Consider the following 20,080-nt stretch of genomic DNA (forward strand, 5'->3'; position numbering starts at 1 on the left):
TCCACGGCTCCGGACCCACCACCTGGCACCTGCTTTAGCCAAAAAAATCATTGTCCGCCGGCCCGCAGCCCCCCATAATTAACCCATTAAGTAGGTCCCCGGGGGGATGCTTTTTCGTAAATTCGCCCAACAACTTATTTACATGCCAAAGCTTAGTCGACTCACCCTTCTACTGTCCCTCTTCGTCATCATTGCCGGATGCGGAAACGAGCGGGGTTACCAGGCCCCGCGCAACGCCTTGTTTACCACCCTGAGCCCCCGGCAAACGGGCGTTAACTTCATCAATTCGGTGGAAGACGGAGAGAACTTCAACGTGCTTTCCTACCGAAATTTCTACAATGGCGGGGGTGTTGCCATTGCCGACCTCAACGGAGACGGCATGAACGACCTCTATTTCGCGGCCAATCAGGGGCCCAATCGCCTCTACGTCAACGAGGGAGATCTTCAGTTTCGGGAAGTGTCGGAAGCGGGCGGTGCCGCAGGTGCCATGGCCTGGGCTACGGGCGTAACGACCGTCGACGTAAATGCCGACGGCCGGATGGACATCTACGTCTGCAACAGTGGTGAGGTCGACGGCAGCAAGCGGGCCAATGAGTTGTTCATCAATCAGGGCAACGACGAGGCGGGTAACCCCAAGTTTGTCGAAAAGAGCCAGGAATACGGCCTGGCGGACGAAGGCTTTTCCACCCAGGCCGCCTGGTTTGACTACGACAAGGATGGTGATCTGGACGTCTACCTGCTGAATAATTCCTACCTCAGTCCCGACCGCATCAATCCCAACGGCGAAAACCGCGGGGTGCGGGATGCCGCCGGGGGCGACAAATTGCTCCGCAACGATGGGCCGGAGGCCAGTCCACGCTTCAGCGACGTATCGGAAGAAGCCGGCATCTTTGGTTCCCGCATTGGTTTCGGCCTGGGATCCGGACTCGGGGACGTAAACATGGACGGCTGGACGGACATCTACATCTCCAATGATTTCTGGGAGCGAGACTACCTCTACATCAACCAACAAGACGGCACCTTTAAAGAACAACTGATCGACCGGGTTGATCACGTATCCATTTCCAGTATGGGATCCGACGTAGCGGACCTGGACAATGACGGGGATCCGGAGATTTTCTCCACCGACATGCTGGCTTCAGACAACTACCGACTGCAGGCCGCCACCCTCTTCGACACCTATACCACCGAGGGCATCAAGTATCAGGCCGATTACCACCACCAGATTCTGCAAAATTGCCTGCAGGTGAACGACGGCAACGGTAATTTCATCGAAACGGCGCATTATTCCGGGGTGAGCGCCACCGACTGGAGTTGGGGAGCATTGATCTTTGACATGAACAGCGATGGTCGGAAGGACATCTTCGTCGCCAACGGCATTTACCGCGACATCATGAACCTGGATTTTGCCGACTTCCTGGCCGACAAGGAGAAGGTTAAAGAAATGGTGGAGGCCAAGGGTCGTTATGACTGGCGGGATTTCGTCACCCTGCTGCCCCATAATCAGCAACCCAATTACGCCTTTCTCAATCAGGGAAACCTACGGTTTGAGAGCCGGGCGGAAGACCTGGGCCTCGGGGCACCCAGCTACTCCAACGGTGCCGCCTACGGCGACCTGGACGGCGACGGTGACCTGGACCTCGTCGTTAACAACGTCAACCAACCAGCGTTTATCTACCAGAACAACAGCCGGGAGCGGGGACAGCGCACCGTGACGGTAAAGCTCATCGGAACCCAGCGTAACCCCCAGGGCGTCGGGGCCAAAGTATCCCTGCGCCACGGAGATGAAACCCAGACCCTGGAGCAATATCCCACCCGCGGCTTCCTGAGCACGGTGGGACCGGAACTCGTGTTCGGGCTGGACCAGGCGGAGGCTTACGACGAACTGACGGTCACCTGGCCCGACGGCCGAAAGCAAAGCCTTTCCGGGGGAGACGCGAACACTACCGTGGAGTTCAGGTACGAGGAGGCGTCTCCCGCTACCCCGTCTTCCGAGGGCAGTGCGAACCCCATCTTTGCCGAAGCCGACCAGACGCTGAATCCGGTAGCCACTCACGAAGAACCTTTCTTTAACGACTTCGACCACGAGAGTCTGCTGCACCGGGTACTGTCAGATCCGGGGCCAAAAGTGGTTAAGGGAGACCCTAACGGTGACGGCCGGGAAGACTTTGTGCTCCTGGGTTCGGCCGGACAGGCCGACCAACTGTTCCTCCAGACCGCAGAGGGTACGTTTGAGCGCGCAGAGAATTCTTCGTTTACCTTCACGGCCTCCTACGAGAGCAGCTGTGGTGCCTTTTTCGACGCCGACGGCGACGGTGACGAGGACCTGATGCTGGGCTCCGGAGGCAATGAATTCTCCCGCGGATTTTCCGCCTATGCGGTACGCTACTACGAAAACATTGACGGGAATCTCGTCTATAACCAGACCCAGGCTCCCCTGGCCGGTGGTGAGCTGAGCTGCATTCTGCCGGCGGACATCGACTTCGACGGAGACATGGACCTCTTCCTCGGGGCCAGGGCCATTCCCGGCAACTACGGGCTTACCCCACAATCTTTCCTCTTCGTTCGGGAAAACGGTCAGTGGGTGAACCAGACGCCGGAGGAACTCGCTACGGTCGGGATGGTTACCGGTGGCGCCTGGACGGATCTCAACAACGATCAGCGGCCGGACCTGGTACTGGTCGGCGACTGGATGCCCATCACGGTGGCCTTCACCCTGCAGGGCGCGACCATCAGTTCCCTCTTTGAGGTTCCCAATTCACGGGGATGGTGGACGGGGCTGCGGGCAGCGGACCTGGACGGCGACGGTCGGGAGGACCTCATTGCCACCAACTGGGGCGAAAACAGCAAGTTCAAGGCCTCCGTTGACCGCCCGCTGGAGATGCACGCCAAGGACTTCGACGGTAACGGAAAAACGGAATTTATCATCAACTGGTACCCGCCGGCGGACGACCGACCCTATCCCTTCGCCAGTAAGCGGACCATGCACGGGCAACTGCCCCACCTACGGAAGAAGACGCTGAAGTACGAAGACTACGCCAGGTCCACCTACGAAACGCTGTTTACCGAAGAGGAACGACAAATGACCTTCAGTCGCAAGGCCGAACAGCTGAGCAACTGCATCATCTGGAACGAGGGAGAAGGCCGGGTGAAACTGACCCCACTACCCTGGCAGGCCCAGCTCACCACCCAGTTCACCGCCGCGGTAGCCGACGTTAACGGGGATTCCCGGCCGGACCTGTGGCTAGGCGGCAACCTGCACGGGCTTTCTCCCCAGGTGGGCCGGTCTGACGCCGGCCGCGGCACCCTACTGCTCAACGAGGGCGACCGGCAGTGGTCCTACGTGTCCAACGAGGCCAGTGGAATATCGGTCCGTGGCCAGGTGCGTGACGCCCAGTTTTTACGGCTGGCTACCGGAGATCTGTCCCTCATCGTAGGGTGCAATAACGAACCCGTACAAACCTACGTCCTGCGCGCTTCGTCGAGTAAATAGCCCCCCCAAGTATTCGTTTTTGTTGACTTGTTGCCTATCTGAACATGAAGTATACACTCCCATATTTTGCCACTGCCCTCGTGGCTGCCTTCTTCCTGACGGCCTGCGTCGAGGAGCCTCCACGTGTCTTTACCCGCCTGGATCCCGCACAGACCGGAGTGGACTTCGTCAACCGCACGGGAGAAAGCGACAGCTTCAACATCCTGACCAACGAGTACATCTACAATGGTGGGGGCGTAGGCATCGGGGACTTCGATCAGGACGGACGGCAGGACATTTTCTTCAGCGGAAACGCCGTCGACAACCAACTTTACCTGAATCGGGGCGACTGGCAGTTTGAAGAAGTGGGGCAGGTGGCCGGCATCGGTGGTACGGGCCGCTGGAATGGCGGAGTTACCATTGTCGACGTCAACGCCGACGGTTTGGACGACATCTACGTGTGTGCGTCCATCCGGGAGAATCCCGCCGAGCGGGCGAACCAACTCTATCTGAATCGGGGGCCTGGGGAAGACGGCGTTCCGCGTTTTGAGGACGTCGCTCCGGCCTACGGAATTGCCGACACCAACCACAACACCCAGGCCGCCTGGCTGGACTACGACCTGGACGGTGACCTGGACCTCTTCCTCCTGGTCAACAAGATGGTGAACAACAAGCGGCCCAACGATTTTAGCCGGAAGATCGTTGACGGCACGGGGAGCCGTACCGATAAACTCTACCGGCAGGATCAGGTCAACGGCGAAATACGCTTTACCGAAGTGGGTAAGGAAACCGGGATTCTGTACCAGGGCTTTGCCCTGGGGGCCACGATTTGCGACCTGAACCGGGACGGTGCGCCGGACATCTACGTGAGCAATGACTACCTGAGCAACGATCTGGCCTACCTGAACACCGAACGGGAGGACGGATCGCGGTATTTCGTCGACATCGCCCCTACCCTCATGAAGCACACCAGCTACAGTGCCATGGGCAACGACGTGGCGGATCTCAACAACGACGGCCTGCCCGACATCCTGGCCGTGGACATGCTACCGGCGGATAATTACCGGCGTAAAATGATGTTGCCCGCCAATAATTACACCTACCTGCTCAACCTGGAGCGCTACGGCTACCAGCCGCAGTTTGTGCGGAATACGCTGCAGGTCAGCCAGGGGAGTCGGCCCGATACGCTGACGGATCTTCCCCTCTATTCCGAGGTGGCCATGCAGGCGGGCTTACCCGCGACCGACTGGAGCTGGACGCCGGTGGTAGCGGACTTCAATCTGGATGGCCACAAGGACGTTATCATCACGAATGGCTTCCCGCGGGACATTACGGATAAAGATTTTGGCGACTATAATTCCGCCAACAGCCGCTACTTCGCGGTGGATAAAATGCTGGCCAAAATCCCCTCCGTCAAACTGGCCAACGTGGCCTACCGGGCCGTGCCCAACGAAGATGGCATTCCCCGTTACGATGACGTCAGTGAACTGTGGGGCATCGACGTGACCAGCTTCAGCAACGGAGCTGCCTACGCGGATCTGGACAATGACGGAGACCTCGACTACGTGGTCAACAACATCGATGATCCGGCGCATTTGTACCGGAATAATCAAGAAGGAAACCAGGCGCTCGTGATCCGGCCCGCGGAAGGCATGAAGGCCGCGGAATACTGGGGAACCGAAGTGCGGGTGATGGCCGACGGACTGCCAACGCAGACCTATTACTGGCACCCGCACCGTGGGTACTTGTCGAGTCACAGCCCCCAGATTCACGCGGCGGCCGGCCAGGGGGATATCCTCCTGGAGGTTGACTGGGTCGGTGGAGCAAAAAGATTATACGGGCCGTTCATGGCCGGGGAGACGATCAGCCTTTCTCCCGAAGAAGGGGAAGAACGAGAAGATTTTGCGCGCTCCCGCTTACCTTTCGTTTCCCCGCTGGAAACGGGGATTGTCCATAAAGAGCGGGATTACATCGACTTCAACGTACAGCCGATGCTGCTACGGAAGCTAAGTGAACAGGGCCCGGGAGTGGCCGTAACCGACTGGAATAAAGATGGTTACGACGATATCTACCTGAGTGGCAGCTTTGACCATCGGGGGCGGTGGCTGGAGGGAGGCCCGGAGGGCTTCCGGGAAGTTGAATCCCGCTTCACCGAAGACCCACCGGTGAATAGCGAAGAACTGGGGTGCCTGTTCTTTGATGCCGACGGCGACGGAGATGACGACCTCTACATTGCCGCGGGGAGCTACGAATTCCCACTGGCCCAGGGCGATTACGCCGACCGGTTTTTCCTCAACGAAGGGGGGCGCTACGCGCAGGTGCCAGCTGCGACGGAGGGGATTCCGCCCTTCTCGGCCTCCTGTGTACGTGCCGCCGACTACGACCAGGACGGGGACCTCGACCTGTTCGTAGGCGCCAGGGTGGAACCCTATGCCTACCCCAAACCCGTACAGAGCCGACTACTGAAAAACGAGCTGGTCGATGGCGTACCCCGCTTCGTGCCCGACGAACTGGGCGGTCAGGTGCTGGCCGAGGTGACCAACGTCTGCGATGCCCTCTTTACCGACTACAACGATGATGGCCGTCCGGACCTCCTGCTGGTGGGAGAATGGGCTGCCCCGAAACTATTCATCAATCAGGCCGCGGGTTGGGAAGACCACTCGGACAGGCTCTTTTACGATCCGGTGGACTCCGATCCTAGCCTACCCCACGGCTGGTGGAACAGCCTGGTCGCCGGAGATTTTGATAACGACGGCGATACGGATTACGTGGTCGGGAACTACGGAGAAAACACCATTCTCCGTCCCCGGGAAGACCGGCCCGTCACGGCTACCCTCGCCGATTTTGACAATAACGGAACGCTTGATTTCGTACCCTTCACCTACTTCCGGGAGCCGGACGGCAGCTACGAGGCCTATCCCTTCTTTAACCGGAATGATTTTGCCAAGCAGCTAACCAAGATCAAGGCCCAGCACAACACCCATAAGTCGTTTGCCGCGGCTCCCGCCAGCAACTACCTTCCTCCGGAGGGGCGGGAAGCCTACCAGTTTCGGGTGGATGAACTGCGCTCCGTGTACCTGGAACGGACCGAGGATGGTTTGATGATGCACCCCCTCCCCCCGGCGGCTCAGGCATTCCCCGTATTCGGGATGCTGCCGCTGGACCTCAACGACGATGCCTTTCTCGACCTGTTGGTCATCGGGAATGACCACGGTGGGGAAACCAGCCAGGGCCACCTGAACGGCGGAAATGGCCTGCTGCTACTGGGTCAGGGGAACGGATACTTCGAACCCGTGGTGCCCGAAAACAGCGGATTCTTCGTTCCCGGTGAGGGGCGGTCTTTGGTGCTGGCCAGCAGTCCCGAGGGGCCCAGAATCGTGGCCGCCCAGAACAGCGGTCCGCTGCGCGTTTTCTTACCCACCGGATCCTACGTATCGCTGGATTCGGGGAGCCAATTACCGGGTGAGGCCGCCCAGCGTAAGCTTGAGCGATACCTGGGCAGCGGATACCTGGGGCAGTCCAGTCAAACCATCTGGGCCAGAAGCGGCAAGTAGATTCGCGGCAACATGGCCCTCAAACCCATGAGTGGGCACCTGCGCTTGCGCCCCAGGGAAGAAAGGCAAAAATCGGTCTGCTTCCGTAAACACGGATCGAGAAGGGCCACAAGAAGTCTTACCTTCGCCCTACCCTGACCACGTCATTTACCGTGACGACAAGCCAAGATCATGACTGAATTTATTGAACGCCTGGAGGAGCTCGATCAGCCCTTCGTGAAAGTGGCCATCACCGACATTGATGGTATCCTGCGGGGAAAATATATGGCCCGGGAAAAAGTAGTGGAGGCCGCCAAACGGGGATTCGGTTTTTGTAACGTTGTTTTCGGCTGGGACAGCAACGATCAGGTGTACGACAACGCTACGCTGAGCGGATGGCATACGGGTTACGCCGATGGCCTGGCGCGCCTTGACCCAACGACCCTGCGGGAAATCCCCTGGGAAGATGGCACTCCCTTTTGCCTGGCCGATTTTGCTCACGACCAGTCCGGTCTGGCCGATGCCTGTCCGAGAACGCTGCTGAAGCGGGTCGTCGCCAAAGCCGAAAGTATGGGCTTCACCCCAAAATTCGGTCCGGAATTTGAGTGGTTTACGCTACGGGAAACGCCCGACAGCCTCGTCGAAAAGGGCTACCATCGGCCACTACCCATTTCTCCGAGCATGTTTGGGTACTCCATTCTGCGTACCACCCTGAACGCTCCCTTTTTCCGGGATTTGCTTCATCAGCTCCGGGCCTTCCGAATTCCCCTGGAGGGCTTACACACCGAGACCGGACCGGGAGTGCTGGAAGCTGCCATCCGCTACGATGACGTGCTGTCCGCCGCGGACCGGGCGGTGCTGTTCAAGACGGCCGTTAAGGAAATCGCCTACCGCCACGGCTTCCTGGCCACCTTCATGGCCAAGTGGCGGGAGGACCTGCCGGGCTGCAGCGGGCACCTGCACCAGAGCCTGTGGCGGGACGGAGAAAACCAGTTCGGATCGGCCGAGCATCCGCGAGGAATGAGTAAACTGATGGAGCATTATGTGGCCGGACAGCTGCACTGCCTTCCCGAACTGATGCCCCTACTGGCCCCGACCATCAACAGTTACAAGCGCTACGTGGCGGGAAGCTGGGCCGCTACGGGCATGAACTGGGGAATCGGCAACCGGACGACGGCCCTGCGGGTAATCGCCGCAGACCCGGGCAGCACCAGACTGGAGACCCGGCTTCCCGGGGCGGACGCCAATCCGTACCTGAGCATCGCCGCCGCCCTGGCGGCGGGCCTTTACGGTATTGAGCGGGAGCTTCCCCTGACCACCGAAGCCATCCAGGGCAATGCGTACGCAGATCAGGATCAACCATCACTTCCCCGCACCCTGGCCGAAGCCGTGGGCCGGATGAAGGCCAGCGAGCTTCCGGGCCAGCTGTTGGGAGATGCGTTTTGCCGTCACTTCATCGCTACGCGGGAATGGGAGGTCCGACAGCATGAAGTGGCCGTAACGGACTGGGAGTTGCGGCGGTACCTGGAAATAATTTAAGGCTACATTTAGCCCGAGGAATCCCTAACCGTGTTTCATGAATTACGAAAAGATCATCAACTACGCCTGGCGGGCCTTCGACCACAGTCGAAAAATCGTTGGAATAAAGAACGTTAGCGCCAACGTGTCCACCAACCGGGTGTACCTGGTGTCCTTCGAGGATGGTTACGAGATCATCGCCAAGCTGACCGTCTTCGGCTCCTACGAGACCTTCGTAGAGGACCACACCATCATCAATGTATTGGCGAATAACCTGCCCGTACGGTATTCCAATTTTCTTTCGCGGGCCCTCATGAAGGGTTCCAACATCTTCTTCCACCGATACATTGACGACACGGACGATGCCTGGGTAATATTCTACCGTCCAATCCACATCGACCAACCGCCTCCGAAGCGCTTTGATCAGGAAGGGGTGAGGCTCCTCGGCCGGGAGATGGCCGAATTCCACCGTGCTTGTGCCACAGTGAAAAACACCCTCCCCCAACCCAGTCGGGACATGACCGACGACGTGAGCGCCCTGATGCAGGTCGCCCGCAAGGACTTTCCGGACTGCCACGAAATTCTTGAAGAGCAGTGCAAGAAATTCCTGGACAATACCCACGCCATCAACGCCTACGGCTTTGATAAAATCCCGGTTTTCGTCGACTGGAACATCGGGAACTTCTCGGTCGATGGTGACGGTAAACTGGCCTCCCGCTGGGATTATGACTGGTTCAGGATGACGACGCGAGTGGTAGATTTCTACTTCCTCAGCCGGGTGGTGTCGGACGTAGGCGACCGGACCGACTTCACCTACGAAATTGACCGGCTGATGGAGGACCGCTTTATTTTATTCTTGCAGTCCTACCATGAGGTTTTCCCGCTGCAGCGATCAGAAATTCAGTTTATCCGGGAGGCCTACCGCTTTTTCCTACTGAATTACGTCTTCCGTCTCGGGCAGTACTTTTTCCGGCCCGATATCGGGGCCAAACTCCGGGAGGACACGCTGAATTACCACTTTGATTCCATCGATCGCCGGTTCGATACCGAAAAACTGCTAAATGCCCTCCAACTATGAGTGAGCTGAACATTAAAGATTTCCGGGAAGTCGCTGCGGACTACCGGGTGATATTTTTTGACTCCTACGGCGTGCTGAGAAATCACCGGGGGATGATTCCGGGAGCGCGGGAGACCATTGAGTCGCTGCGTCAGGCCGGCAAGACCATCCGGGTACTGACCAACAATGCGGCCCGCAGCCAGGAAGGGGCCGCCCGGCGGCTGGCCAGTCTGGGCTTGCCTGGTTTTGCTCCCGAAGAGATCATCACTTCGGGCATGATGGCCCGGCAGTACCTGGAGGAAAAAGCACCGGGCGGGCGGGCGGCCTACCTGGGAACGGAGGATGCCGCCGAATACATCGTCCAGGCAAAACTGCAGCCCATTTCGATCAGTGACCTGGACCTGGACGATATCGACGATATATCGGCCATGGTATTTCTGGACGACGAGGGGTACGACTGGAATACGGACATCAACAAGACGATCAACCTCTTGCGCAAGAAGAGTATCCCGGCCATTGTCGCCAACAGCGACAAACTGTATCCCGTGGCCAAGAACGACGTGGCGGTAGCCACGGGGGGCTTAGCCCGGGTGGTGGAAAGCATTCTGGGCCGGCGGTTTATCCACTTTGGCAAACCCGATACCCAGATGTTTAACTACGCCTTCACGTCCATTCAGGAGGAGGGGGATTTTCTCCGACGTGACGTGCTGATGGTGGGGGATACGCTACATACGGACATCCTGGGAGGGAATAAATTTGGGATCCACACCGCCCTGGTACTTTCCGGAAATACCCCCCGGAACAGCGCGCTGCGGGAAATTGAGTCGACGGGGGTGATACCCGACCATATTTGTAGTTCGATCGGGCATGAGTAGGGGGTGATTTGGGGGGATTTTTTTTGGGAAAAATTTAGCTTCGTCGACAGAGTCTACATGTAGACTCTGTCGACGGAATTTGGAAAAATCCCACCCCAACCAAACACTACCTCACCCCAGCCGCTTGTGCCGGTAACTACTGGGCGACTGCCGAAAATGCCGCTTAAAAATGCGGGTGAAGTAGGAGACGCTGTTGAAGCCACAGCGAGCCGAAATTTCCCCGATGGAGGCCGGACTGTTCTGTAGCAGGTTGGCCGCCAGTTTCAGCCGTTCCTGGTTGATAAACTCGACCGGAGAGCAGCCCATTTCGTTTTTGAACGCCTGGTAAAACTGGGTCTCACTCATATAAGCCCGCTTGCTGAGCTCCCTGACCGATAGTTTGGCCGATAGGTGATTCCGGATGAAGGTCAGTACGTAGGCCAAACGATCGTGACCAGCGTTGGTCTGGGCGGTAATGAGCTTCATTTCCCGGGATTCCGTCTCCAGTATCCGGATCAGCAATTCCTGCAGCATCATGTCCACAAAGATGTCCTTAGACTCGTGGTCTTCGGCACAAAGAAAGATCAGCCGTTGGATGATCTGATGGATCGCCACATTGTTGAGGAAGTGGAAATTGTAGTCGGTGAAGGTCCATTCCCCATTATCCGTTTTGGGGCGACGCTCGTTCATGAGGGCCACCACCCGCCGAATCCGCTCATCGTCAATCGTCAGGGCGAGGCATTTGGTGGGGTCCTCCATCGTAGCCTCGGGAAAGTCAATGGTCATCAGTTCTTCGGCGGGCAGCATAATGGATTCGCCGGGAACGAACTCAAAGCCCGGTCGCTGCCGCAGATGCATCACCTTTTTGCCCCGAAGCATCGTAGCCAAAACGGGGTGGTCAAAATCCAGTTTCACGCCAGCCGCCACCGTGTGGGTTTCAAAGAGATGAAGCTCCGCATCGCGGAGCCCGTAGGTGGTTTGGTTCTCCACCAGAGTCTGTAAATCACGGCCACGAAGGGGCTGACGGGGTAATTGCATACGGTAAGTAGCGTCGAAATTCCTTAATTATAAACTGGCTACAACAAAATAGTCCCGCTTCGGGAGAATAGTTCACAATTCGTGCAGAATTGTGCAAATAACCCTCATTGACCGAATATAATTTTACCAAGCATTAGAAAAACAACATAAATCATCTAATTTTTAGATCATGCCAACTACCATTAGTAATGCAGCTGAGGTTGTCAGCCGCCCCGACTTTAAGGCCCAATACGAAAACTTCATCGGCGGCGAATGGGTCGCCCCCACCAACGGACAATACTTCGACAACATCAGTCCCGTCGACGGCGCGAGCTTTACGCGCATCCCCCGCTCCACCAAGGAGGATATCGACAAGGCCGTAGCGGCCGCCTGGAAGGCCGCCAAAACCTGGAACCGGACCGGCGCCGCAGAACGGGCCAACATCCTCAACAAGATTGCCGACCGTATCGAAGAGAACCTGGAGGCCCTGGCCCGGGCCGAGACCTGGGACAACGGTAAGGCCATCCGGGAAACCCGCGCGGCGGATCTTCCCCTGGCCGTGGACCACTTCCGCTACTTCGCCGGCGTCATCCGCGCCGAGGAAGGCTCCATGAGCGAGCACGATGCGACCACCGTTTGCATCAACGTCCCCGAACCGCTGGGCGTAGTGGCCCAGATCATCCCCTGGAATTTCCCCATCCTGATGGCCGCCTGGAAGATTGCTCCCGCACTGGCCGCGGGCAACTGCGTGGTGCTGAAGCCCGCCGAACAGACGCCGGTAGGTATCCTCATCCTCATGGAAATGATTCAGGACCTGCTTCCCGCCGGTGTGCTCAACATCGTCAATGGCTTTGGCGTCGAGGCGGGTAAACCGCTGGCCAGCCACCCCGACGTCCGGAAGGTAGCCTTCACCGGTGAAACCACCACCGGTCAGCTCATCATGCAGTACGCCTCCAAGAACATCGTTCCCGTGACGCTGGAACTTGGCGGTAAGAGCCCCAACGTCTTCTTCAGCAGCGTGATGGACGCCGACGATGAGTTCTTCGACAAGTGCCTCGAGGGTGCCGCCATGTTTGCCCTAAATCAGGGGGAAGTGTGCACCTGTCCCTCCCGCATGCTCGTACAGGAAGACATCTACGAAGCCTTCATTGCGCGCGTTATTGAGCGGGTGAAGGCCATCAAGCTGGGCCACCCCATGTCTCCCGATACCATGATGGGCGCCCAGGCTTCCAGTGACCAGTTCGAGAAGATCCTGAATTACATCAAGATCGGCAAGGAAGAAGGTTGTGAGGTCCTGGCCGGCGGCGAAGCCGCCTTCATCGAAGGCCTGGAGGGAGGATACTACATCCAGCCCACCATCCTGAAGGGAAACAACAAAATGCGCGTATTCCAGGAGGAAATTTTTGGTCCCGTGGTGTGCGTCACCACCTTCAAGGATGAAGCCGAGGCCCTGGAAATCGCCAACGACACGCTCTACGGACTGGGCGCCGGCGTCTGGACCCGCGACATGCACCAGGCCTACCAGATGAGCCGCGAAATCGAGGCCGGACGCGTCTGGGTAAACTGCTACCACCTCTACCCCGCGCACGCCCCCTTCGGAGGATACAAAAAGTCGGGCATCGGCCGCGAAAATCACAAGATGATGCTCGCCCACTACCGCCAGACGAAGAACATGCTCATTTCCTACGATAAGAAGGCACTTGGCTTCTTCTAGTTCCCCCCTGCTAAGATGAAGTAATCACTTTTAGCTTGTATACTACGGGCCGGCGTCTTTTTAAGGTGCCGGCCTTTTTTCGCTTTGGCGTCACCGCAGGTGCCATGAAATAGCTGAAGGAGCAAAGGATTGAATGATTGAGGGATTGAATAATTCGGCTATTCCGCCATTCCATCATTCAATCATTCTTTCCTTCATTCCTTATCCATTGCACCCGCGCGACGCGCCCAAAACCAACCGATTATGCCAAGAGTTGCCATTAGTCCGGAAGCCATCACAGTCATCGATCAGTTACGCGAGACGCACGGCGAACTGATTTTCCACCAGAGCGGAGGCTGTTGTGATGGGTCGGCCCCCATGTGTTTCCCCAAGGACGAGTTTTTCATCGACGACAATGATGTCTTGCTCGGCACCGTCCATGACTGTCCCTTTTACATGTCCCGCTTCCAGTTTGAATACTGGAAACACACCCATCTGACCCTCCACGTAGTGCCCGGCAGGGGTGCCAGCTTTTCCGCAGAAATACCACTGGGCCTACGGTTCGTGATCGAATCGCGGCTCCTAACCGAAGAGGAATTGGCCCAGTTGGAAACCCTAGAGGGGACGGAATAAATTACTTTCCCGGTCGGCGATCCACGCGCTTCTGGTAACAGGGAGGTACCCCCGACCCCTGTTGTACCGGGTCCTTCTGCACGCACAGGCAGGGCAGGCGAGCCGACTTTGGGGTAGCCGACTCCCGATCAATGGTCTTCGCCTGAACGTCAAAGACGTAGGTCCAGGCATTAGCGTCGTTGGCTTCGGTGGCCGTCCAGAATTCAATTTTTCCCGAGGGCGCCTCGGCCGGATTGACCAGGTAGCAATCGCTCGTGCCGGTGAGCATCGCGTAGGCGCGCTGGGGGTCATCGCGGTATATTTTTTCGATCAGGAAGTCGATCTCCCCCACACAGGGCAGGCGCCAGCCCCGCATCACGCAGGCATCAAGGGCGTCCTCCCAGCGGTAGGGTCCACCGGCCAGCGCGTCGGTCATTACCCAGAGTGGGCCGATCCGCTTGAAGTTGGTGGTTCCGAAGGTCTGGCAGGGCGGACCGTCCGGCCCCGGGGCCGGAGTAGCCGGAGGGCTTCCGTAGGTTGACGGCACCGGTTTTTCCTGGATAATCGTATCCCGCACGGTGAGTTGTACTGTATCGCGCACCAGGGCGCAACCCCAATCCACCAGGCTGGCCCGGACGTCGTCCATACAGGCACCACTGTCGCGGTATTTCCGGTAGAATGCCTCGTAGGAAGCACAGTTTTGGCTGCGCCGCAGGAGTTTATAGTCCCGCCAGATCGCACAATTCTGGGCGTCCATGCTGTCGCGGAAGGCCGCCGTACAGACGCCCTCTTCTCCGTAGATACACAGGTAATCCAGAAAGGCCTCGCAGTTGCCGGCGGCCAGCGTGATTTCACAGGCCGACACCGAAGGCGACTCACTTCCGTTCTGATTCATCCACCAGTAGCCAAACAGCGCCAGCGGGGTGACGATGAACAAGCCCGTCAGCCACCAGGGCACCATCGGCGCCGGTACCGGAGCCACGGCCGCCGCCGCAACGGCCTTTTGGTTCTTCTTCTCTTCGCAACCACAGTCGGTTCTCCCCGTCTTGAGTTCGTTGAGTTCTTTCGCCAGCACGGGATTTACCGGTCCGTCGTCGTCTTCCCTTTTCCTGGCCTCCAGGACCTCCAGCTTCTCGGTATAATACTCATCGATGAGCATGGTCGCCGGCCCGAATTTGTCGACGACTTCCTGGTTGAGGGGCACGGGGTTACCCGGCGTAGTTTCCCCACAGCTTTTCTGGTGCAGTTGGTGCAAATAAATCTGGAGACAGTGCGCCGGGACGTTGCCATTTTCGTCCGCCAGCTCCGCACAAATGCGCTCCGCCAACCCCTCGGAGTCGTCTACCGCGAGGAGTCCGCGGAGATTGAGGATATCCAGCAGGTTCACCGAGGCATCCACCATCGAGTTTTGCTTCAGGGGTAGGAGGCGGAAGCGGTTCTCGAGCAGCACCGGTAGCTGGTCTTCGTAGTCGGCGGCCGCCGCCAGGAAGGATTCCCGGACGGACAGGACGACCCGAAACCGGTTCTTCTCGGGCGCCACCAGGTCCCGGACGAAGCGGAAGGTAGCCGTTCGTTCTTCGTGGGTGATGTCTTCGGAAAAGAGGAGTTCCAATTGGTCAAAGACCAGGAAGGTCAGCGTATCGTCGAGTAACTCCAGGTGGCGGGCCAGCGTGACGGGGTCTTCGGCGCCGGATACTTCTTCGCCGTATTCCTCCGCCAGGATGCGGCCCAACTGATGCGAGAGGGCCGTAAGCAGGCTTTCTTCTTCCCGCCGGACCATAATCAGTCTTTCCGCGTCGGACTCCAGCCGGTTGGCCAGTCCACACTGCAGCAGGCTGGTTTTCCCCACCCGATCGTCGCCGTAGAGCAGCAACACGGATTTGTGATGGAGCAGATCGTAGATTTCGTCTACTTCTGTTTGCCGTCCGTGGTAGAAGGGAAGATCTGCGGAAACGAAGGGAGAAAGGGCGTTAAAGACGGGTTCGCAGGGCTTGCGGATGGGGTTGGCCTGAAGGCCCAGGTTGGGCAACTCTCCGAAAAGACCACCCTTCTTCTTTTCAAAGGTCAGCACGGTGCTTCCGGCGGCCTCCCAGGCGTACTGATCATCGGAGACGCTGAGATCCAGGTCCTTCAGGCTACCGTCTTCCGGGATATCTTCGGCGGATTCCCAGAAGGCTACCGGGAAGGTATCGGCCTTGGCGTCATGTTCCCAATCACCGTAAATCTTCGCGGCCAGTTCCTCACTTTCCACCAGCAGGCCGTTGCCCACCGCCGGGGCCTGGCCGTTGAACAGCTGAATCAACCATTGGTCTTCCTCCTCCTCCAGTACGGACTCCACGGAATCATTAGAGGAGCGAAACCGGAGGATTAACCCACGCATGGCCGCCAGGGCGGCTGCCCGGTCGGCGTAGAAAGGACTGTATACGGACGCCAGCTGGCTATCCATCCTGAAGTAACAGACAGTACTTTCATATTCCGGCTTAAGGGAATAGAGCAGAAAATTCATGGTAGGTTTGCGTATCAGAAAGTGTGTTGGAAAAACTTATGTGCTATCCTTGACCTGAATTTTCGCCGCCTAGCGGGTGGTCCAGACCAGTAAAATCTCGAGGGAATTCTCCTGCAATATATCGTTATCCGGTGATTTATCCACTATTCGGGTGCCGGGCACTACGGAGCTCCACTCCTTTTTGTAGCCGGATTTTTGTAAACTTGTTATTCACCAAGTGGGCTTCGGTGCCCCTTACCCATACCAACCATGGACGCAACTGCCCTGGAGAATCTCAAGCAAAACGTGCGGGAAGCCACCGTCACCTCCCTGGACGAAGGGCTCTCCCGCTTGCTTGCCGCGCTGCCCGCGGACCGGCCGAAGCACCGGCAACTGCTCGTCCTGCGGGGCCGCTACCACAACCTGGTGGGATACAAGACCAATAACACCCTGGCCGTAGACCAGCTGCTCGTCCTCGAAAATGAGCTGCGGCAGGACATTCTACTGTTTACGGACCACCTTTCGCTCTCCGATTTTGCGGCTGCCCCGGCCGGACGCCCCGAACTGAGACCCGGTCATCTCCTCTACCAGATCCCCGACAAAATGAAGGTCCGGGAACGCTACGCCTGCCGGGTGCGCATCGCGCACCGGCTCAGCCAGCTGCTGGAAAACCTGGACCCGGCCATCCACCACGAAATTGAAGCCGTCCCGGTGGCCGAAGTCATGGAAGTGGAGATCATCGACCCCAGCGCGGCGGATGATCCAGCCTTTGACATTCTACTGGTTTCGGACGGAGAACAACTGGTGGACGAATACAGCTATACCGAATGGGTCTTCTACGTCCGTCCGCTGCGGACCGGTGCGCAGGAGCTGATCCTTAAGGTCTCCGTGCTCATTACGGTCAACGAAAAGGAGCGGACCAAAAACCTGGTGTTTACCCGCTCCATCGAGGTAGGGGCAGAATCCGCAAGCATAACGCCCCTCCGGCGGGTGCAGACAACGCCTCCCGGTGCGGGGGCCGGAGAAGAAATCTGGGAGGAGGAAGGAGATTACGAACCCATCCCACCCATTATGGGCCGGGTGGACACCAAGGCGCCCGGAAGGGTTCCCCCACCACGGCCGGTGCCGGCTCCCGCACCAACCGCAACTCCGCCCAGACGAAGTTCCCGCCCCTGGCTGAAAATCGCCGGTGCCCTGCTGTTCCTGATCGTGGCTACCTTTCTTTTGCTCCCGAACGAGAACTGGAAGAATAATCCCGTTACCCCCGGTGACGTCAGCAGCAGTTACCCCGTCTCTACCCGCCTGCAGTCCACCGAGGTACAAACCGGGCAGCAGTGGCAAAGCGTCCGGGAGGACCTCCTGCGGCAGTACCGCGAAAATCCGGAGCAGCAACTGATCATTTACGGCAACTATTTTGCTACGGAAAGCGCACCCGCCGGATACGAGAACATGGGGCAATACCGGGCCGAGAAAATCAAGGACCTGCTCATCAAGGATATTCCCGAAGATAAAATCACTACTTCGGCGCAACTGCAGCGTGGTAAGGTTCCGGAAAAGCAGGAGTCCCTCCGCGCGGGAAGTTTTCGGTGGAGTACGCGCTCCGTCAAGCCGGTGGACGCTGACCCGAACCGCGAAGGCATCAGAATTGTACCCCAACTGGAGCCCGAGCGTCGGGTTATTCCCAAGGATACCCTATCCATAAGGCGGACGCCCTCGCGGCAATAATCTCCCTCACCTTTCGGTACTGGCTAAATGCTTTAGCCATAAGCTTGTACGGGTCCGCCGTCCGCGGTACCTTTGCACCTTTTTTCGCCAGAGGGTATCCCTGACCAGGCCATTTACCGGCCCCTTTCACTTACCGTCGATCATTATTCCTCACTGCTTCCGGCTTTCCCGCGCCGGATGCATCACCCCACTGCTTCCCCAGATGAAAAAGATGTTCAACCTCTTTGACCTCAGCCAACCCGTCGATTACCGCACGGAAATCCTTTCCGGACTGACGGTAGCCCTGGCGCTGATTCCCGAAGCCGTTGCCTTCGCGCTGATTGCCGGGCTTTCGCCCCTGACGGGGCTTTACGCGGCCTTCGTGATGGGACTGGTCACCTCTCTGCTCGGCGGCCGGCCGGGCATGATCTCCGGCGCCACCGGCGCCGTGGCCGTGGTGATCGCGGCCCTCGCCCTTTCCCACGGACCGGAATACATCTTCGCCACCGTCATTCTGGCCGGACTGATCCAAATCCTGGCCGGGGTGTTCCGACTAGGGAAGCTGATGCGGCTGGTCCCCCACCCCGTCGTATTTGGCTTTGTAAACGGGCTGGCCATCATCATCTTCATGGCCCAGCTGACCCAGTTTCAGGATGCATCCGGTAACTGGTTGGTGGGTACGCCCCTGTTTACCATGCTGGGGCTGGTGGCCCTGACCATGCTCATCATGTGGGGACTACCCAAAATTTCCAAGGCCGTGCCCGCCGGCCTGGTGGGTATCCTGGCGGTTTTCGGCCTCGTGGTGGCCTTCGGCATTGAGACCAAAACCGTGGGGGACATCGCCTCCATTTCCGGTGGATTCCCTCCCTTCAACATCCCCAAAGTTCCCTTCAGCTGGGAAACCTTGCAGATCATCTTCCCCTATGCGGGCATCATGGCGGGCGTCGGGCTCATCGAAAGCCTGCTGACGCTGAACATCGTCGACGAAATTACCGAAACCCGGGGCCGGGGCAACAAGGAAGCCGTCGCCCAGGGAGTAGCCAATGTCTGTTCCGGTTTCTTCAGCGGCATGGGGGGATGCGCCATGATCGGTCAGAGTCTGATTAATATCTCATCGGGCGCGCGGGCCCGACTGTCGGGGATCGTGGCCGCCGTGATGCTGCTCGTCTTCATCATGTTCGGGGCTCCGGTCATCGAACAGCTGCCCATGGCGGCCCTGACCGGCATCATGATCATGGTCTCCATCGGCACCTTCGAATGGGCCAGCCTGAAGGCCTTCGGTAAGATGCCCAAGTGGGACCTGTTTGTCCTGGTTCTCGTGACCCTGGTCACCATCTTCCTGCACAATCTGGCGCTGGCCGTCCTCATCGGCGTCATCATTTCCGCCCTGGTCTTTGCCTACGAAAACGCCAAGCGGATCCGGGCCCGGAAGCGCATCGACGAAAACGGCGTGAAGCACTACGAAATCTACGGTCCGCTGTTTTTTGGCTCCGTGCAGGTCTTCAACGAGAAGTTTGACGTGCTTAATGACCCCAATGAAGTGGTGATTGACTTTTACGAGAGTCGCCTGGTGGACATGTCGGCCATCGAAGCCGTTAACCGCCTCACCGAGCGCTACGCAAAGGTGGGTAAGAAAGTCCACCTGAAGCATCTTTCTCCGGATTGCCGCAAGCTGCTCAACAAGGCCGATGAGATCATCGACGTGAACGTGATCGAAGACCCGACCTACAAGGTGATGGTGGATTACGTGTAACGCATTCGTTGGTGTATTTCCCGGTAGAGCACCGACCTTTTGTCGCGGACCCCGGCAGAGCACGAGGGCGCTAGCGCGCAGGTGCCATGTACAGGACGAAAGGAGCGAAGGATTGAATGATGGAAGGATTGAATGATGGAAGGATTGAATACATTTCCATCCCATAATGGTGGAAGTTGGGTTGCACCTCCTCACAAAAGTGGACAGTTACTTCTGATCAAGTTGGCACTTTAGTTTTCGTCTTTCGTTCATACTCTTGGCGGACAGTTAGTCCTTTTAGTGTAGTATGAATGCGGTTAGTGTTGTACCATCCTTCAATGTAATCAAAGATAATTGACCACGCGTGAGCTTTGCTGGTGAACTCATGGCGATCAATGCATTC

General features: G+C 58.0%; 12 protein-coding genes. 9 read left to right on the forward strand and 3 right to left on the reverse strand.

Annotation, left to right across the window (positions count from 1 at the left end):
- Positions 1 to 142: 142 nt before the first annotated feature.
- The 5 genes from E1J53_RS08255 to E1J53_RS08275 all read left to right on the forward strand — a co-directional run bounded on the left by E1J53_RS08255 (position 143) and on the right by E1J53_RS08275 (position 10,455).
- Complete coding sequence (locus E1J53_RS08255; protein ID WP_173021406.1) at positions 143 to 3,493, forward strand: VCBS repeat-containing protein; 3,351 nt, start codon at positions 143 to 145, stop codon at positions 3,491 to 3,493.
- A 44-nt stretch (positions 3,494 to 3,537) separates the two neighbouring features.
- The gene (locus E1J53_RS08260) at positions 3,538 to 7,026 is read left to right on the forward strand and encodes a VCBS repeat-containing protein (RefSeq protein ID WP_134272268.1); all 3,489 of its coding nucleotides are present in this window, start codon (positions 3,538 to 3,540) and stop codon (positions 7,024 to 7,026) included.
- Positions 7,027 to 7,197: 171 nt separating this feature from the next.
- Complete coding sequence (locus tag E1J53_RS08265; protein ID WP_134272267.1) at positions 7,198 to 8,544, forward strand: glutamine synthetase family protein; 1,347 nt, start codon at positions 7,198 to 7,200, stop codon at positions 8,542 to 8,544.
- A 37-nt stretch (positions 8,545 to 8,581) separates the two neighbouring features.
- A complete protein-coding gene (locus E1J53_RS08270; protein ID WP_134272266.1) occupies positions 8,582 to 9,601 on the forward strand; it encodes a hypothetical protein in 1,020 nt (339 codons plus the stop codon).
- Complete coding sequence (locus tag E1J53_RS08275; RefSeq protein ID WP_253931061.1) at positions 9,598 to 10,455, forward strand: TIGR01459 family HAD-type hydrolase; 858 nt, start codon at positions 9,598 to 9,600, stop codon at positions 10,453 to 10,455. The genes E1J53_RS08270 and E1J53_RS08275 overlap by 4 nt, the downstream gene beginning before the upstream one ends.
- 111 nt (positions 10,456 to 10,566) lie before the next feature.
- Here the strand turns inward: E1J53_RS08275 and E1J53_RS08280 are convergent, their stop codons facing one another.
- Complete coding sequence (locus tag E1J53_RS08280; RefSeq protein WP_134272265.1) at positions 10,567 to 11,472, reverse strand: AraC family transcriptional regulator; 906 nt, start codon at positions 11,470 to 11,472, stop codon at positions 10,567 to 10,569.
- Between the two features lie 169 nt (positions 11,473 to 11,641).
- Here E1J53_RS08280 and E1J53_RS08285 point away from each other — a divergent pair, with 169 nt between their 5' ends.
- Positions 11,642 to 13,165, forward strand: a complete 1,524-nt coding sequence (locus E1J53_RS08285) for an aldehyde dehydrogenase family protein (RefSeq protein ID WP_134272264.1) — start codon at positions 11,642 to 11,644, stop codon at positions 13,163 to 13,165.
- A 243-nt stretch (positions 13,166 to 13,408) separates the two neighbouring features.
- A complete protein-coding gene (locus E1J53_RS08290; protein ID WP_134272263.1) occupies positions 13,409 to 13,777 on the forward strand; it encodes a DUF779 domain-containing protein in 369 nt (122 codons plus the stop codon).
- A 1-nt stretch (position 13,778) separates the two neighbouring features.
- Here E1J53_RS08290 and E1J53_RS08295 read toward each other — a convergent pair whose 3' ends face one another.
- On the reverse strand, positions 13,779 to 16,262 hold the full coding sequence (locus tag E1J53_RS08295) for an ATP-binding protein (protein ID WP_134272262.1): 2,484 nt from the start codon (positions 16,260 to 16,262) through the stop codon (positions 13,779 to 13,781).
- Between the two features lie 249 nt (positions 16,263 to 16,511).
- Between E1J53_RS08295 and E1J53_RS08300 the strand changes: the two genes are divergently transcribed.
- Both E1J53_RS08300 and E1J53_RS08305 read left to right on the forward strand, forming a co-directional pair.
- Entirely contained in the window at positions 16,512 to 17,966 is a 1,455-nt protein-coding gene (locus E1J53_RS08300) for a hypothetical protein (RefSeq protein ID WP_134272261.1), read from the forward strand.
- A 202-nt stretch (positions 17,967 to 18,168) separates the two neighbouring features.
- Complete coding sequence (locus tag E1J53_RS08305) at positions 18,169 to 19,698, forward strand: SulP family inorganic anion transporter (protein ID WP_134272260.1); 1,530 nt, start codon at positions 18,169 to 18,171, stop codon at positions 19,696 to 19,698.
- Positions 19,699 to 19,915: 217 nt separating this feature from the next.
- Here E1J53_RS08305 and E1J53_RS24640 read toward each other — a convergent pair whose 3' ends face one another.
- Positions 19,916 to 20,074: an IS3 family transposase gene (locus E1J53_RS24640; RefSeq protein WP_134272259.1), complete on the reverse strand. Its 159-nt coding sequence runs from the start codon at positions 20,072 to 20,074 to the stop codon at positions 19,916 to 19,918.
- Positions 20,075 to 20,080: the final 6 nt, after the last annotated feature.

The sequence above is a fragment of the Lewinella sp. W8 genome, assembly GCF_004375085.3.
Classification (GTDB): Bacteria; Bacteroidota; Bacteroidia; order Chitinophagales; family Saprospiraceae; genus Neolewinella.